Here is a 14,004-nt window from a genome sequence, read left to right as displayed (position 1 = left end):
GACTAATTCCCTTGCGGTTCGGCGAGTCCGACGAACTATCGGTCCGTCGGCGGCTCGGCTCGAAAAGAGGGACCGCCAGCTGCCTTAGGACTCCTCGGCCCGCTCGATCCAGCCCGAAACGCGGCTTTCGGAGAGGTCGGTGTCCGTGGCGATGTCGGCCGCGTCTGCGGCGGCCAGTTCGCCCACCGTCTCGATGCCGACATCGGCGAGTCGGTCGGCGTAGGCGGGTCCGATACCCTTGATATCCGTGACGGGGGCGGCGCTTCTCTCGTCATCAGTTTCGGCTGCTTCCTCGTCGTCACCCTCGACCGGTTCCTCGGCAGCCGTAGCCGCCGAATCGCTGTCCTCATCGTCGGCCGCTGTTTCTGGCTCGGACTCCGTGGTAGAATCATCAGTCGCAGATGCCGATTCGTCGTCGGTCGTGGTCGGTGACGCCGCAGTCTCCGACTCGTCCGTCTTAGTGGATGTCGCACTCCCAGCCCCCGATGCAGTACCGGCCCCGTCCGCGGTATCGGATGTTCGGGACTCGGTAGTCGTCGCGGTGTTCGTTCCTTTGACGGCGTCTTCGTCTTCAGTAGCGGGCTCTCGTTCGACGGTCACGTCCACGTCACGATTGGTCCCCGACGCGGATGACCCAGCCCCGTCAAGCCCGAAAACGGATTTCAATTTCTGAAGCAGACCCATACATGAACGTATTTATCCCCAACACAAATCTCTTGCTGGTGGCTGTTTCGCTACAGGCTCTCGCGCAATTGCCTGTTCATTCGGTCTACGGGGGCGTCTTCGCCGGTCCAGAGTTCGAACGCCTCGACCCCCTGATACAGGAGCATCCACGCGCCGTCGACGGTCGTCGCTCCCGCGGCCGCCGCGTCCTGTAGTAGACGGGTCTCGATTGGTGTGTACACCGCATCGAGTACCGCGAGGTCGCCGTGCAGCGCCTCGCCGGGCACTGGGGTCGCGTCTTCTTCCATGCCCACGCTGGTGCAGTTGACGAGGATGTCGGCGTCCGCGAGCAGGTCGGAAAGCGAATCAAGCCCGTGGCCCGTCGCGTCTGGAACCTCGTTGGCGAGCGCGTGGGCTTTCGTTTCGGTGCGGTTCGCGATTCGCACCGACAGCCCCTCGTCGGCGAGGCCGAACGCGACCGCTCGCCCCGCGCCGCCGGCACCGACGACGACCGCAGTGCCGGACAGTGATACGTCGTGGTGTGCCAGCGCTCGGACAGCACCAACGGCGTCCGTGTTGTAGCCCGTCGGTGTCCCACCGTCGAAATCGATGGTGTTGACCGCGCCGATTCGCTCGGCGAGTGGGGCGGGGTCGACGGCGTCTAGCACGTCCTGCTTGAACGGGATGGTGACGTTGAGGCCGTCGACGCTGAGTGTCCGGGCCGCCTCGATGGCTTCTGCACCAGCATCGGCCGGCGGTTCGAACGTGACATACCGTGCGTCGAGACCCAGTGCCTCGTAGCCCGCCTCGTGCATCGGCGGCGACAGCGAGTGCCCGACCGGGTTCCCGATGAGTCCGTAAACGTCCATACCAACGCCAGCGTCCCCCGATGGTATGAACGCCACGCTCTCCTGCACGTGGGCAGGGTACTCAGTCGAGAGTTTCGCAAGCTTTTCGGCTGGACCCAGCCACGTGTCTGGTAGTGAGCCGTTTTCGCCATCCCCTGATGCAAGTCGCAGTCGCGCTTACCCTGACTGTCGGCTGGATCTATCTGTTTCTTTCCGGCAGTGAAGTCGGGAACGTGACCACCGTCGCGGTCAGCGGGCTCGCCGTCCTCGGGGCGTCGTTCCTTCTGGCATGGGGCGCTGAAACCGCCGAGAAGGATGTCCCGAGGGCGTTCGCTATCGCTGTCCTTGCCATTCTCGCCGTGGCCCCCGAGTACGCTGTCGACGCGCTGTATGCTTGGAACGCCGGGGCTGGTGGGGCGACGACAGAAGCCTGTAGCCAACTCTCCGCACAGGCTATCGAGGCCAGCGAGACATCGCTGGCCCGCGCCTGTCACGACGCAAATCTGGCCATCGCGAACATGACCGGCGCGAACCGCATCCTCATCGGTCTTGGCTGGGCTGGCATCGCCGTCTTCACCGTCTGGCGGGCTGCGAAAACACGGGACCCAGCAGTCACGAAACGTGACGGGTTCCTGCGAGACGCCGTCGAGCTGGATACCGACATCGCGACCGAAATCTCCTTCCTCTTTCTGGCGACGATGTGGGCGTTTCTCGTCCCCCTTGGCGGCGGTATCGGTATCCTCGACACGCTGTTTCTGGTCGGTCTCTACGTCGCGTACATCGGACTCGTGCTCAAGTCCGACATCGAACACAGCGAGCACACCGTCGGCGTACCGAAGTATTTCCAGGACTGGTCGCTGCCGTGGCGGCCGCTGGTCGTGCTGGCGCTGTTTGGCTACTCCGGTGTGATGATTTTCACGGCCGTCGAGCCGTTCGCGCACGGCCTCGAAGAAATCGGTGTCGCGAACGGCATTCCCGAGTTCTTCATGATCCAGTGGGTCGCCCCGCTGGCCAGCGAGTCGCCCGAGCTCATCGTCGTCGCCGTGCTGGTCAACAAGGCCCGGTCGACCGCTGGGTTCAACGCCCTCATCTCCTCGAAGCTCAACCAGTGGACGCTGCTCATCGGGACCATCGCGGTGGTGTACTCCATCGCGCTCGGCGGATACGGCGTCCTGCCGTTCGACGCCAGACAGGGCGCGGAAATCTGGATTACGGCGGCTCAGTCCTTCTTCGCGCTCGCGATTCTGGTCAACTTCGAGATCAGTATTCGCGAAGCAATCGGGCTGTTCGTGCTGTTCATTTCGCAAGTGATTCTTGAGTTCGCCCTCATCAGGGACCTCGTCGCCCTGTCGATATCGAGTCACGACCTCCTGCTGGCGTACACGGGCCTGTACGTCCTCATCGGGGCCGGCCTGTTCGTCCAGCGTCGCGAGGCGCTGAAACACCTGTTCGGGCTGGCCGGTGACGCCGTCCGGACCGCACTGGGGCGTGAGCCGATCCACCCGGAGAACGCCGACTGATGCTTGGAATCGTTGTCTCACACGCTGACGCGGCGTCGACTCACATCGGTGAGCACCTGCGTTCCCTGCGAGACTGGGACACGAGCGTCGACGAGACGCGACCCGACGCCGAAGGTGGTGGAACGGTGTACCGGACTGAGAGCGCGGAACTCCGCGAGTTCGAGGCGCTTCATCTGGACATCGAAGACGCCGCGACGGCGTTCGACGAGCCGGACCTGCTGGTGTTCGCTTCGAAACACGCCGGCGAGACCGAGGAACTGCTGACGGCCCACCACACTGGGAACTTCGGCGTCGCAGAGTACGGCGGCGAGGACGGCCACTTCGCTCGCGCCTGTCCCGGCGCACACGAGGCAGTGGTCTCGGCACTCCAGCGCCATGCTCCACCGGAATACGAGGTCGGGATGGAGTGTACACACCACGGCCCGACGGACGTCGGTGTTCCGTCGATGTTCGTCGAGGTCGGCAGCGCGGAGCCACAGTGGAAAGACCCTGACGCCGCCGAAGCCGTCGCCAGAGCGATACTGGACCTCGCAGACGAACCGGCCGACAAGCCACGGGAGAACGGGACGCGCCGCCACCTCCTTGGCGTCGGCGGCGGTCACTATGCGCCACGGTTCGAGCGGGTCGTCCGGGAGACTGACTGGGCCGTCGGCCACATCGCCGCAAACTGGTCGATAGACGCCCTGACCGAGTGGGCCGACAGCGACGAGGAGCGTGACGCCGTTCTCAAACGTGCCTTCCGAGCTAGCGCGGCCGATTACACCCTTATGGAGGGTGACCGGCCAGACCTCAAGACAGCTATCGAGTCACTCGGCTACCGGGTCGTCAGCGAAACCTTCGTTCAGGAGACGACTGGTGTCGACCTCGGCCTCGTTGAGGCGCTTGAAGACGCTGTCCGGCCGGTCGACGACGGTCTCAGGTTCGGAGAGCTCGCACCGGGATACGACGGCGAGTGGGCGATACTCGACCTTCCGGACGAACTGATATCGGACGCGCGCGGCATCGATAGCGACGCACTGCGTGCGGCTATCGAAGGGCAGTCTATCGCGTATGTGACCGAGCAAAACGGGACCGTACTCACCGGACCGATTGTCTGTCCAGCAACGACAGATCTGGAAGCGGTTATCGACCCGCTCGTCACAATTCTCGAACGACGCTTCGACAGCATCGACTGGACTGCGGACGAACTCGTTGCCCGCGAGACGGTGTTCGACCCGGACCTCGCGCGGACGGCCGACATCCCCGAAGGACCGAAGTTCGGGAAGCTCGCCTCGGGCGAGGCAGTCGAAATCGGCGGGGAAGAGATCGACCCGGAGCGGTTCCATCACGAGCGTATACGTCGATATACGCTGTGAACACTGGCGTGTTAGCCGTCAAAACTGGGGCGCAACACGTCAGACGAGCGTCAGACACAGGGGGAAAACTAATAACTATTCGTCTGCAAGGACGCTTTAAATTATGGATTCGATAATTGACGACGCTATCGACGAGGCAGAACAAGACGGGGAGGACGCGGCGGGCGGAACTGTCGAGGAAACGACATCGACACCGTCTCAGGATATGTCCACATCGGGGACGATGTCAGACGAGGAACTGGCAAGCGTCGTCAAGGACCTCGAAACCAAAATCACGGTCGTCGGCTGCGGGGGCGCTGGCGGGAACACGGTCACCCGGATGATGGAGGAGGGCATCCACGGGGCCAAACTCGTCGCCGCGAACACCGACGCACAGCACCTTGCCGACGAGGTAGCCGCCGACACCAAGATCCTCATCGGCCGCAAGCGCACCGGCGGCCGCGGAGCCGGCTCGGTCCCGAAAATCGGCGAGGAGGCCGCACAGGAAGATATCGAGGACATCCAGCAGTCCATCGACGGCTCTGACATGGTGTTCGTCACGGCGGGTCTCGGCGGCGGAACGGGGACCGGCGCGGCCCCGGTCGTCGCACAGGCTGCGCAAGAAGCTGGCGCACTCACCATCTCTATCGTCACGATTCCGTTTACTGCGGAGGGTGAGCGCCGGCGTGCCAACGCCGACGCCGGCCTCGAACGGCTCCGCTCTGTTTCTGACACCGTGATCGTCGTCCCGAACGACCGATTGCTGGACTACGCGCCGTCGATGCCGCTGCAGGACGCCTTCAAGATCTGTGACCGCGTCCTCATGCGCTCGGTCAAGGGCATGACCGAACTGATCACCAAGCCCGGCCTCGTCAACGTGGACTTCGCCGACGTTCGCACGATCATGGAGAACGGCGGCGTCGCGATGATCGGTCTCGGCGAGTCCGACTCCGAGAACAAGGCTCAAGACTCCATCCGCTCGGCGCTTCGCTCGCCGTTACTCGACGTTGAGTTCGACGGCGCGAACTCCGCGCTCGTCAACGTCGTCGGCGGCCCGGACATGAGCATCGAAGAAGCCGAGGGCGTCGTCGAGGAGATCTACGACCGCATCGACCCCGACGCCCGGATCATCTGGGGCGCGTCGGTCAACAACGAGTTCGAGGGCAAGATGGAAACGATGATCGTCGTTACCGGCGTCGAAAGCCCACAGATCTACGGCCAGAGTGAGGCCGAACAGGAAAAGGCCGCCCAGCAGCTCGGCGAAGATATCGACTACGTGGACTGAAACCGCCTCGTCGTCTGTTCTTTTGACTACAAATACCGGCAGACAATTCTCTTTAGGTACACGAATGCTATCATAAATGATACTCTCGCCGAAAGGGGTTTATCCTGAAATTCAGTCTCTACTCGCATGTACTCAGATTCGAGGCGTAGTGTTCTCAAAAAGTGTTTAGCCGTTGGGAGCTTGGGCCTCTCGTCTGGCTGCCTTGGTTCTCTAAGCGGGAGCGGTGACACTGTTCAGTTTGGTGCACTACTCCCACTCAGTGGTGCACTTGCCCCACTCGGGCAACACGGCAAGCGCATGGTTGAGCAGGCTGTGAACGATGTCAACGCTGGCGGTGGGATCGGCGGTAATAGCGTCGAAGTGACCGTCCTCGATACCGAGGCGAGCGCCGAAACTGCTGTCGAGCAGTACCGCTCGCTCGCCGACCGTGGTGTCATCGGTTTCGTCGGTGGCCTCGTCAGTGACGCGTCACTCGCGCTCGCGCCGGAGGCGGCCAGCGATGAGATAATGGAAGTCAGTCCAGCCAGTACCGCCCCGCAGCTCTCGACTGCTGGCCGGGCTAACGGCCGGAAATACTTCGGCCGGACGGTGCCAAGCGACGGGACGCAGGCGGTGGTGATGGCGAAAGCCGTCGACGACCCGCTGTATATCGGTGCGGACTCCGTCGCGTTACTGAGCATCGACAACTCGTTCGGTGCTGGACTGGCGGACGCACAGCGTGAGGCACTGGACGCCGAGATTGTCGCCGACGTTCGGTACGACCCGTCGTCGGAATCATTCGACGACGCGCTCGCAGACGTGTTCCAGAACGATCCTGATGCCGTCAGCTTCACCAGCGTCTCCGGTCAGGAGCGAAGCATCCTCGATGCATACAATCAGTCGGAGTACGACGTTCCGTGGGTGCTGTCTGCGGGGATGTTCGGCGGCGATCTCCCGTCGTACTACGATGGGTTCTACAGCGCGTCGCTGTCATCTGCGAGAACGCAGGCGTACTTCGAACTCGTCCGCCGCCTCTCGGACATCGACCAGCCCAGAGCGTACTCGGTCAACGCGTACGACGCGCTGTTTTTGATGGCGTGTGCCGCCGAACAGGCCGGAGAGAGCAGCGGGCCGGCGATCGCAGACGCCATTCAGTCGGTCTCTGGCGGGTCCGGACACACCGTCTCGGTCGGCGACTTCGGCCGGGTTCGGTCACTTACCGAAGCAGGACGTGAAGTGAATTACCAAGGTGCGTCGGGAAGCGTCGACCTGACAGGGAATCTCGAACCGCTGAGCTCGTATCTGATCGAACGTGTCACTAACGGCTCGGTCGAATCGCTTGAGCTGTTACAACCACAGTTCTTCAAATCGGGAGGGAACCGATGAGTTCGCTCCCAAGCCGGATGGTGCAGGCGACGGAGCGCGCGCTCCCCAACGTCATTCGGCGGCGGTACGCGGCGAAGTTCGGTGTGCTGTTGCTCGGCGTGGTCGTCTTGCTCGCACTCGGTGGGGCAGCCATCAACCTCGAAACGGGGGCGCTGGTCGAGTCACAGACAGAGGAGCAAATCCGCGGTGTTGCGGAGTCACAGTCGAGTTCCGTCTCCACGTGGGTCTCGAACAAGCAGTCGACGGCGTCGTTCCTTGCGGCGTCTATCGGTGACCGGTCCGACTCGACTTCGGACAGGGAAAATCAGCGGTGGCTCGAACAGAAGCTCATTGGGCTCCCGGGCGACGTCCGGGCGCTTCATTACGTCGACGCCGCTGACGGTACAGTCACCGCCAGCACCGATGACGAGCTGAACGGCGTCGCACTGAGCGACGTTGACGATCCGTGGACCGATGCGAGTGGTGCAGTCGTCTCGTCGGGACCGACGGGTACGTCCGAAGCGTACCTGAGCGGTAACGAATCAGTTATCGCGTTCGTCCAGCCCGTCTCCGGCAGTAACGAATACGTGGTGTTGACGGCGTCGCTCGAGGCGCGCTCCCACGAGTTCACGTCACCGTTTGCGACCGGCGACGTGAAGGTCGTCGGGTCGAACGGACAGATCATACTCGACAATCGAAAGAGTTCGATTCTCGAAGAATACGCGGCAACCGGGGACGCGACCGACACGAGTGTCGAAGCGGCATTGAACGGTGAAACCGGTTACAAATCGGTCTCCGCCAGAACGGGCATGGAAGACGGGCAGTACGTGATGGCGTACACGCCGGTCACCGGCACGGAGTGGGCGCTGCTGTACCACGTCCCGCAGGACCGGGCCTTCGCCCTACAGTCGGCTGTCTCCGAGAACATCGCGCTTCTCTTAGCGCTGGCCGTCGGGGCGCTGTTCGTCGTCGGCGTGACAATCGGGCGCGGAACCGCGAACGCACTCTCCCGCGTGGCTGAAAGCGCCGAGGACATCGCTGCCGGTGACATCAACAGTACGCTCCCGGAGACCACCCGCGTTGACGAGATGGGACAGCTGTACGACTCATTCGCGTCGATGCAGGCATACCTGACGACCGCCGCGGATCAGGCCGACGCACTCGCCGAAAAGCGGTTCGACGACCCGGCGCTCGACGAGAGCATCCCCGGTGAGTTCGGTGCGGCGCTGGAGGAGATGGGCGAAGACATCCAGACGTTGATTACCGACGTCGAGGCCGCCAGAGACGAGGCGGAGGCGGCGAAAGAAGACGCCGAGGAAATGGCGTCCGCCCTCGAAGCAAAGGCAGCCGAATTCAGCGATGTGATGGACCGGTCGGCGGCCGGGGACCTCACACAGCGGATGGCAACCGATAGCGACTACGACGCGATGGTCGATATCGCAGAGAGTTTCAACGAGATGATCGCTGAACTCGAACGGACAGTCAACCGCATCGAAGGGTTCGCCGGAACGGTCGACAGTTCGACCGAGACGATTTCCGCGAGCGCACAGGAAGTGCGGTCGGCCAGCGAACAGGTGAGCGAGTCGGTGCAACAGATCGCCGAGGGCGCTGACGAGCAAAACAGGAACATCCAGCAGGTGAGCGACGAGATGACCGACCTGTCGGCGACTGTCGAGGAAATCACCTCGTCGACCGACGAAGTCGCGTCGAAGTCACAACAGGCCGTCAACGACGGCGAGTCCGGCCGCGAATACGCTGAGCAGGCCGCCGCCGAAATCGAGGCGCTCGAACGGAAGTCCACCGAGGCTATCGAACAGGTCGAGTCCCTCGCGGCGGAGATGGAGCGCATCGGCGAGGTCACGACGCTCATCGACGAGATCGCGGAACAGACGAACATGCTCGCGCTCAACGCGAACATCGAGGCCGCCCGGGCCGGTGAGGCGGGCGAAGGGTTCGCTGTCGTGGCCCGCGAGATCAAGACGCTCGCCGAGGAAACGCAGGAAGCAACGACCGACATCGAGTCGATGATCGACGACATTCGGTCCCGGACTGACTCGACCGTCGAGGATATGCAGGAGATGGGTGAGAGCGTCGACACCGGGAAAGAGACGGTCGAAAACGCGACCGACGCGCTGACCAGTATCGTCCAGCAGGTCAACGAGGCAAACGACGGCGTGCAGGCAATCAGCGACGCGACCGACGAACAGGCCGCCTCGATGGAGGAAGTCGTCTCGATGGCCGAGGAAGTCGGCTCGATCAGCGAGGAGACGTCTTCCGAGGCCGAGAACGTCGCCGCGTCCGCAGAGGAACAGACGGCGTCGATTACGGAGGTCACCGAGAAGATACAGTCCCTCTCCAGTCAGGCGACTGACCTCAAGGACCTCATCGACCAGTTCGAAACCAGCGATGCCGGTGACAGTAGTGAACTGGGAACACACGACTCGGGCGGAACTGCGCTGACCGACGACTGACCGAACGGCTTCGGAACGCCAGTTCCGGGTATCGCACCGTTCTGTCAGCTTATTTTTCTCAGCCGCGATACCCAGAGCGCGCTGTGAGTGGCGCGAACTCGTCGCCGCGCACCACAATATAGAAAAGCCACCAGTGGGTACGACCCGCTATGGACGTTCCATACGATCTCACCTCCTACATCCGCGTACTCAAACTGGCGAGTACGCCGTCGTGGGAGGAGTTCTCCCAGATCGCGAAGATCGCCGGCGCGGGCATCGCGCTGGTCGGACTGCTCGGGTTCATCATCTTCGCCGTGATGACCTTCATCCCTGGCAGCAAGCCGGTGTAAACTCATGGGGATCTACGCAGTCAAAACCACGGCCAGTCAGGAACGCACCGTCGCGGACATGATCATCTCCCGCGAGGAAGACGAGATTCACGCTGCGCTCGCTCCTGATTCGCTGACGAGCTATGTGATGGTCGAAGCCGACGATCACAATGTCTTCGACCGGATCCTCGACGAAATCCCCCACGCCAACGGCGTCGTGCAGGGAGAGTCCTCGATGGCGGAAGTCGAGCACTTCCTCTCGCCGAAGCCGGACGTGGAAGGCATCGCGGAGGGCGACATCGTCGAACTCATCGCCGGCCCCTTCAAGGGCGAGAAGGCGCAGGTCCAGCGCATCGACGAGGGCAAAGATCAGGTGACCGTCGAACTGTACGAGGCAACGGTCCCGATTCCGGTTACCGTGCGCGGTGACCAGATCCGAGTCCTCGACTCCGAAGAGCGGTAGAGAAGCCCCGGGCCGCGAAACCGTGTGACGCGGTCGGCGAAGCGACTCTCGTTCACCTCGAACGGACGGCGACCGAAACTGCAAAGCAGAATTTTCGAGCGAATTGTCGGCGGTCCGTCTCCGTCTCAAAGAGCGACTGCCGCAGTACCGACGCTACGCTTCGCCGCCTTCCAGTCGGTCGATGACCTCGCTCATGTTGGCGGCAGCCTCGACGGACTCCTTTATCTGTTCGCGGCGGCGGACCTCGGCGGCGGAGGCGTCGTAGGCGCGAACGTACTCCGCGCGGGAGTGTTCGTCGAAGGCGTGCTTGATAGCGAAGTAGCCGTCGGGGACAACGGCACCACAGACCTTGCACTCGATGCGGTCGTGTTCGACCGACTGGTGGATGATAAGCTCCTCGACGCGGTCGAACTGTCTATCGTCCCCTTCGATGTCGCACTCCCAGCGTGGCATTTGCTCAGTCGCAGGCGACGCGGGGGTAAAAACCTTGGCAGCCCACCTGTCAGCGGTCTGTCGCTCAGGCTGCCGAAACGGAAACCCCTAATGGCAGTACGGAGTTAGCGTTGACCGTGCAACCCGAGGGGTACGCCGTTGATCTCCACGTGAAAGTACTCGACGACGGGGTCGTCGAGCGCGCGAAGGCACGTGGCCTCGACGCGCTGGTGTACGCGCCGCATTTCACGCGGCTCCCGGAGATACGGCGGCAAGCAGAGGCGTTTTCCGACGAAGAGCTGACCGTGTTTCCAGCCAGAGAGATATTTACTGGGACATGGCAACAGCGCCGGCACGTGTTGGCGCTTGGCCTCGAAGAGCCGATTCCGGATTTCATTACCTTCGACGGCGCGATGCGGGAACTCGACCGCCAAGGTGCGGCTGTACTCGTACCCCATCCCGGCTTTCTCAATGTGAGTCTGGGGCTGGACGACATCGAATCCCACGAGGACAGTATCGATGCACTGGAAGTGTACAACCCCAAACAGTTGTCCCACCACCGAGACCGCGCGCAGTCGTTCACGTCGGAGACCGGTCACAAGCCGTTCGTCTCGTCGTATGCCCACGTCCGTGGGACCGTCGGCGAGGCGTACGTGACCTTTGCCGAGGCGTTCGAGGACGTGGCGGCGCTCAGTGCGGCGCTGAAAAACGACGTGGAGCGGTCGCTGTTCCATCGCGACGGTCTCTCACACGACCTCCGACGGGCGGTCGAGTGGGCGCATCTGGGGCTAGAAAACACGTGGGGCAAATTTGATCGGCTGATGCTACAGGGGACCGAGCCAACTCACCCTGACCACGTCGCGTACGGCGGTCGGTTCGACGACGTGAAAGTGTATTAAACCAGAAACACGCTGTTCTCGACGACGAAGGTCCTGACCGTTGGCGGGAGATACTGTGGGAGCACGTGGACTAGCAGGCCGACCGCAGTCAGTTCGAAGATAGTGATTGCGACGGTGACGATCTCGGCGTGCTCGCTGGTCGTCGTCACGCCCGTCGGTGAGCCGTATTCTTTGTCCGAGATGGGGTAAAACAGGGCGATGCCCCGGCGGGAACCGAAGTAGTCCAGCACGTAGTGGGTGAGGACGCCGAGCCATACCCACTGGAGATTGCCGCCGTGATACAGTGGATGCGCCAGAAAGATCACGAGGACGGGGATGTTGTGCAGCGTCTTGCGGTGCTTGCCGAAGGCGGTGTCGACATCGGGGAACAGCGCGCCCAGAACGACGGGGAGAAACACTTCCGCGATTGTCGCGAAGGTCGTCACATCGCCCGAGGGGTCGAGAACGTATCCCAGCCCGATGCTCAGAAGGACGGCGTTCAGGACGTGCCCACGTTTGTTCATCTACCGGACCGTCTGTGTCCCACCTAAAAGAGCTTACTACTCCTGTAGGGCGGTTTCTAGGTCTCGGAGTGCCTGTGCCGCGATGCTCGATTTGACTTCGCGACGGGTACCGTCGAACTCGTAGCGGGATACTGTCACGCCGGACTCGTTGGTTCCCCACGGCGCGGCCTCGGCGACGGCGATGTACACGGTCCCGACGGGCGTCTCCGGCGAACCGCCGCTCGGCCCGGCGACGCCGGTCGTGGCGACGCCCCAGTCGGTTCTGGCCGTATCGCGAACACCCCGGGCCATCTCCGCCGCGACCGGTTCGGAGACCGCGCCGTGGGCGTCCAGTGACTCCCGTGAGACGGCCAGCAGTTCTCGCTTGGCCTCGTAGGAGTAGGTGACCAGCGAGCGGTCGAAGTAATCACTGGAGCCCGGTATGTCCGTTATTCTCGACCCGACGAGGCCACCGGTACAGGACTCCGCGGTAGCGACCGTGGCATCGGCTTCTCGGAGACGCTCCCCGACACGCTTCTCGACCGGGTCCGCTGTATCGTCTGCCATTGCCGGTCGTTAGCAGGACGGGCGAATAAGCGTTCAGGGCGGGCCGAGATACTTTCAGTTCGGAGACACAACTGCGTGTATGAGCTATCAGACGACGCTTGGCTGGTCACTCCTTACGTCGGGGCTCGTGACGCTATTCCTCTGGGTCCTGCCGGGGTCGGACCTCCTGTGGGGGGTACTGTTGCTTGTTCTCGGCGGACTGACGCTGTACATCCGGCAGTAGACAGAAAAGCAGACGGGGCCGGCAGCCGGAAGGTCTGTATGGACTACACGGAACCCCAGTTCTTCCGGGTCATGCAGTACGCGGCCCGGGCCGACCGGGACGTGGTGGACATGGTGTCGGGCAATCCCGACTGGAACCCGCCCGAGGGGCTTCGGGACGGGCTCAGAGACTACGCCGAGGCCCCGGCGGACGACTACCAGTACCCGCCCAGTGTGGGGCTGACGCCCCTCCGCGATGAAATCGCCGCCCGACGCGGCGTGGACCGAAGCCGAGTCATCGTCACGAACGGCGCGGGCGAGGCGAACCATCTCGCGATGACCGGCGGCCTCCACCACTTCGATGGCAACGAAATCCTGCTGACGGACCCGGTCTACCCCTACTACGCCGGCCGGGCCAACTTCATCGGCGCGGACATCTCCTTCGTCCCAGTCGACGAGACCAACCGACTTGCCCCCGCGGACGTCCGGGCTGCCGCAAGCGAGGAGACGGCCGTCATCGTCGTCAATTCGCCGAACAACCCCACCGGTGCAGTGTACGGCGCTGAGGCGATGGCCGAGTTCGCAGCTATCGCCGAGGAGTACGACGCTCTGTTGCTCAGCGACGAAGTGTACGACCACTTCGACTACGCGGGCCGGTTCAGTTCGGCGCTACACGCTGATTCCGACCACATCGTCGCCACCAATTCCTTCTCGAAAACGATGGCAATCACCGGCTTTCGGGTCGGCTACGCGATTTTCCCGCCGGAGGACGGCCCCACTGGCTCGCTCTTGGAGCGTGCCCGAACCCAGCACATGCTCACGAACGTTACCGGTAGCAGACCGGCACAGTATGCCGTCCTGCGGGCACTGAAGACGACGAGCCCGGACTACTACGCCGCCTGCAGACGGCGACTCGAAACTCGGGTCGACGACTTTTGCGCCGCGCTGGCCGAGGCCGGTGCCGAGTACAACCGGCCCGACGGCGGCTTCTACGTGATGGCGCGGTTCCCCGACTTCCCCGGCTCTTTCGAGAACGTGTACGAACTCATCGACGAAGCCGGCGTCGCCGGAATGCCGGGCGAGGCGTTCGGTGAGTCCCGCAGCGACTGGATACGGTTCGCACTGGTGACGCCGCGGGTCGACGAGGCGGCCGAGCGGCTGGCGAGCTATTTCGAGTAAAAAAAGCA

Annotated in this window: 15 protein-coding genes; 10 read left to right on the top strand and 5 right to left on the bottom strand. The window is 63.0% G+C overall.

Annotated elements, in window-relative coordinates:
• Positions 1-84 precede the first annotated feature (84 nt).
• Together Har1129_RS02915 and Har1129_RS02910 are read right to left on the bottom strand one after the other, a co-directional pair.
• Positions 85-684 (bottom strand): helix-hairpin-helix domain-containing protein, encoded by a 600-nt coding sequence (locus Har1129_RS02915; protein WP_151099295.1) that lies wholly within the window; start codon positions 682-684, stop codon positions 85-87.
• Positions 685-734: 50 nt separating this feature from the next.
• Positions 735-1,532: a shikimate dehydrogenase gene (locus tag Har1129_RS02910; RefSeq protein WP_151099294.1), complete on the bottom strand. Its 798-nt coding sequence runs from the start codon at positions 1,530-1,532 to the stop codon at positions 735-737.
• Positions 1,533-1,669: 137 nt separating this feature from the next.
• On the opposite strand from Har1129_RS02910, the gene Har1129_RS02905 reads away from it, so the two are divergent.
• The 7 genes from Har1129_RS02905 (at position 1,670) to Har1129_RS02875 (ending at position 10,236) form a co-directional block, all read left to right on the top strand.
• Positions 1,670-3,031, top strand: coding sequence for a sodium:calcium antiporter (locus Har1129_RS02905; protein ID WP_151102075.1), 1,362 nt, complete (start codon positions 1,670-1,672; stop codon positions 3,029-3,031).
• Entirely contained in the window at positions 3,031-4,386 is a 1,356-nt protein-coding gene (locus tag Har1129_RS02900; RefSeq protein WP_151099293.1) for a D-aminoacyl-tRNA deacylase, read from the top strand. Before Har1129_RS02905 ends, Har1129_RS02900 begins: the two co-directional genes overlap by 1 nt.
• Positions 4,387-4,489: 103 nt before the next feature.
• On the top strand, positions 4,490-5,650 hold the full coding sequence (gene ftsZ / locus Har1129_RS02895) for a cell division protein FtsZ (RefSeq protein ID WP_151099292.1): 1,161 nt from the start codon (positions 4,490-4,492) through the stop codon (positions 5,648-5,650).
• Between the two features lie 126 nt (positions 5,651-5,776).
• Positions 5,777-7,015 (top strand): ABC transporter substrate-binding protein, encoded by a 1,239-nt coding sequence (locus tag Har1129_RS02890; protein ID WP_225307727.1) that lies wholly within the window; start codon positions 5,777-5,779, stop codon positions 7,013-7,015.
• A complete protein-coding gene (locus tag Har1129_RS02885) occupies positions 7,012-9,465 on the top strand; it encodes a methyl-accepting chemotaxis protein (protein WP_191906140.1) in 2,454 nt (817 codons plus the stop codon). Before Har1129_RS02890 ends, Har1129_RS02885 begins: the two co-directional genes overlap by 4 nt.
• A gap of 149 nt (positions 9,466-9,614) precedes the next feature.
• Positions 9,615-9,794, top strand: coding sequence for a protein translocase SEC61 complex subunit gamma (locus Har1129_RS02880; protein WP_004592944.1), 180 nt, complete (start codon positions 9,615-9,617; stop codon positions 9,792-9,794).
• Between the two features lie 4 nt (positions 9,795-9,798).
• Complete coding sequence (locus Har1129_RS02875) at positions 9,799-10,236, top strand: transcription elongation factor Spt5 (RefSeq protein WP_004516836.1); 438 nt, start codon at positions 9,799-9,801, stop codon at positions 10,234-10,236.
• A gap of 153 nt (positions 10,237-10,389) precedes the next feature.
• Here the strand turns inward: Har1129_RS02875 and Har1129_RS02870 are convergent, their stop codons facing one another.
• Positions 10,390-10,689 carry a hypothetical protein gene (locus Har1129_RS02870; RefSeq protein ID WP_004516837.1) on the bottom strand — a complete coding sequence of 100 codons (300 nt, stop codon included), beginning with the start codon at positions 10,687-10,689 and terminating at the stop codon, positions 10,390-10,392.
• Positions 10,690-10,805: 116 nt separating this feature from the next.
• Between Har1129_RS02870 and Har1129_RS02865 the strand changes: the two genes are divergently transcribed.
• Complete coding sequence (locus tag Har1129_RS02865) at positions 10,806-11,567, top strand: PHP-associated domain-containing protein (protein ID WP_151099290.1); 762 nt, start codon at positions 10,806-10,808, stop codon at positions 11,565-11,567.
• Here the strand turns inward: Har1129_RS02865 and Har1129_RS02860 are convergent.
• Together Har1129_RS02860 and Har1129_RS02855 are read right to left on the bottom strand one after the other, a co-directional pair.
• On the bottom strand, positions 11,564-12,070 hold the full coding sequence (locus Har1129_RS02860; RefSeq protein ID WP_151099289.1) for a metal-dependent hydrolase: 507 nt from the start codon (positions 12,068-12,070) through the stop codon (positions 11,564-11,566). The genes Har1129_RS02865 and Har1129_RS02860 overlap by 4 nt on opposite strands.
• A 36-nt stretch (positions 12,071-12,106) precedes the next feature.
• On the bottom strand, positions 12,107-12,616 hold the full coding sequence (locus Har1129_RS02855; protein ID WP_151099288.1) for a CinA family protein: 510 nt from the start codon (positions 12,614-12,616) through the stop codon (positions 12,107-12,109).
• Positions 12,617-12,695: 79 nt separating this feature from the next.
• Here Har1129_RS02855 and Har1129_RS20390 point away from each other — a divergent pair, with 79 nt between their 5' ends.
• Both Har1129_RS20390 and Har1129_RS02850 read left to right on the top strand, forming a co-directional pair.
• Positions 12,696-12,839 carry a hypothetical protein gene (locus tag Har1129_RS20390; RefSeq protein WP_191906141.1) on the top strand — a complete coding sequence of 48 codons (144 nt, stop codon included), beginning with the start codon at positions 12,696-12,698 and terminating at the stop codon, positions 12,837-12,839.
• A 38-nt stretch (positions 12,840-12,877) separates the two neighbouring features.
• Complete coding sequence (locus tag Har1129_RS02850; protein ID WP_151099287.1) at positions 12,878-13,996, top strand: pyridoxal phosphate-dependent aminotransferase; 1,119 nt, start codon at positions 12,878-12,880, stop codon at positions 13,994-13,996.
• Positions 13,997-14,004 lie beyond the last annotated feature (8 nt).

Source organism: Haloarcula sp. CBA1129, assembly GCF_008729015.1.
In the GTDB taxonomy this organism is placed as follows: domain Archaea; phylum Halobacteriota; class Halobacteria; order Halobacteriales; family Haloarculaceae; genus Haloarcula.
Note: the sequence above shows the minus strand (reverse complement) of the source record. Positions and strands in the feature narration are given on the sequence as shown.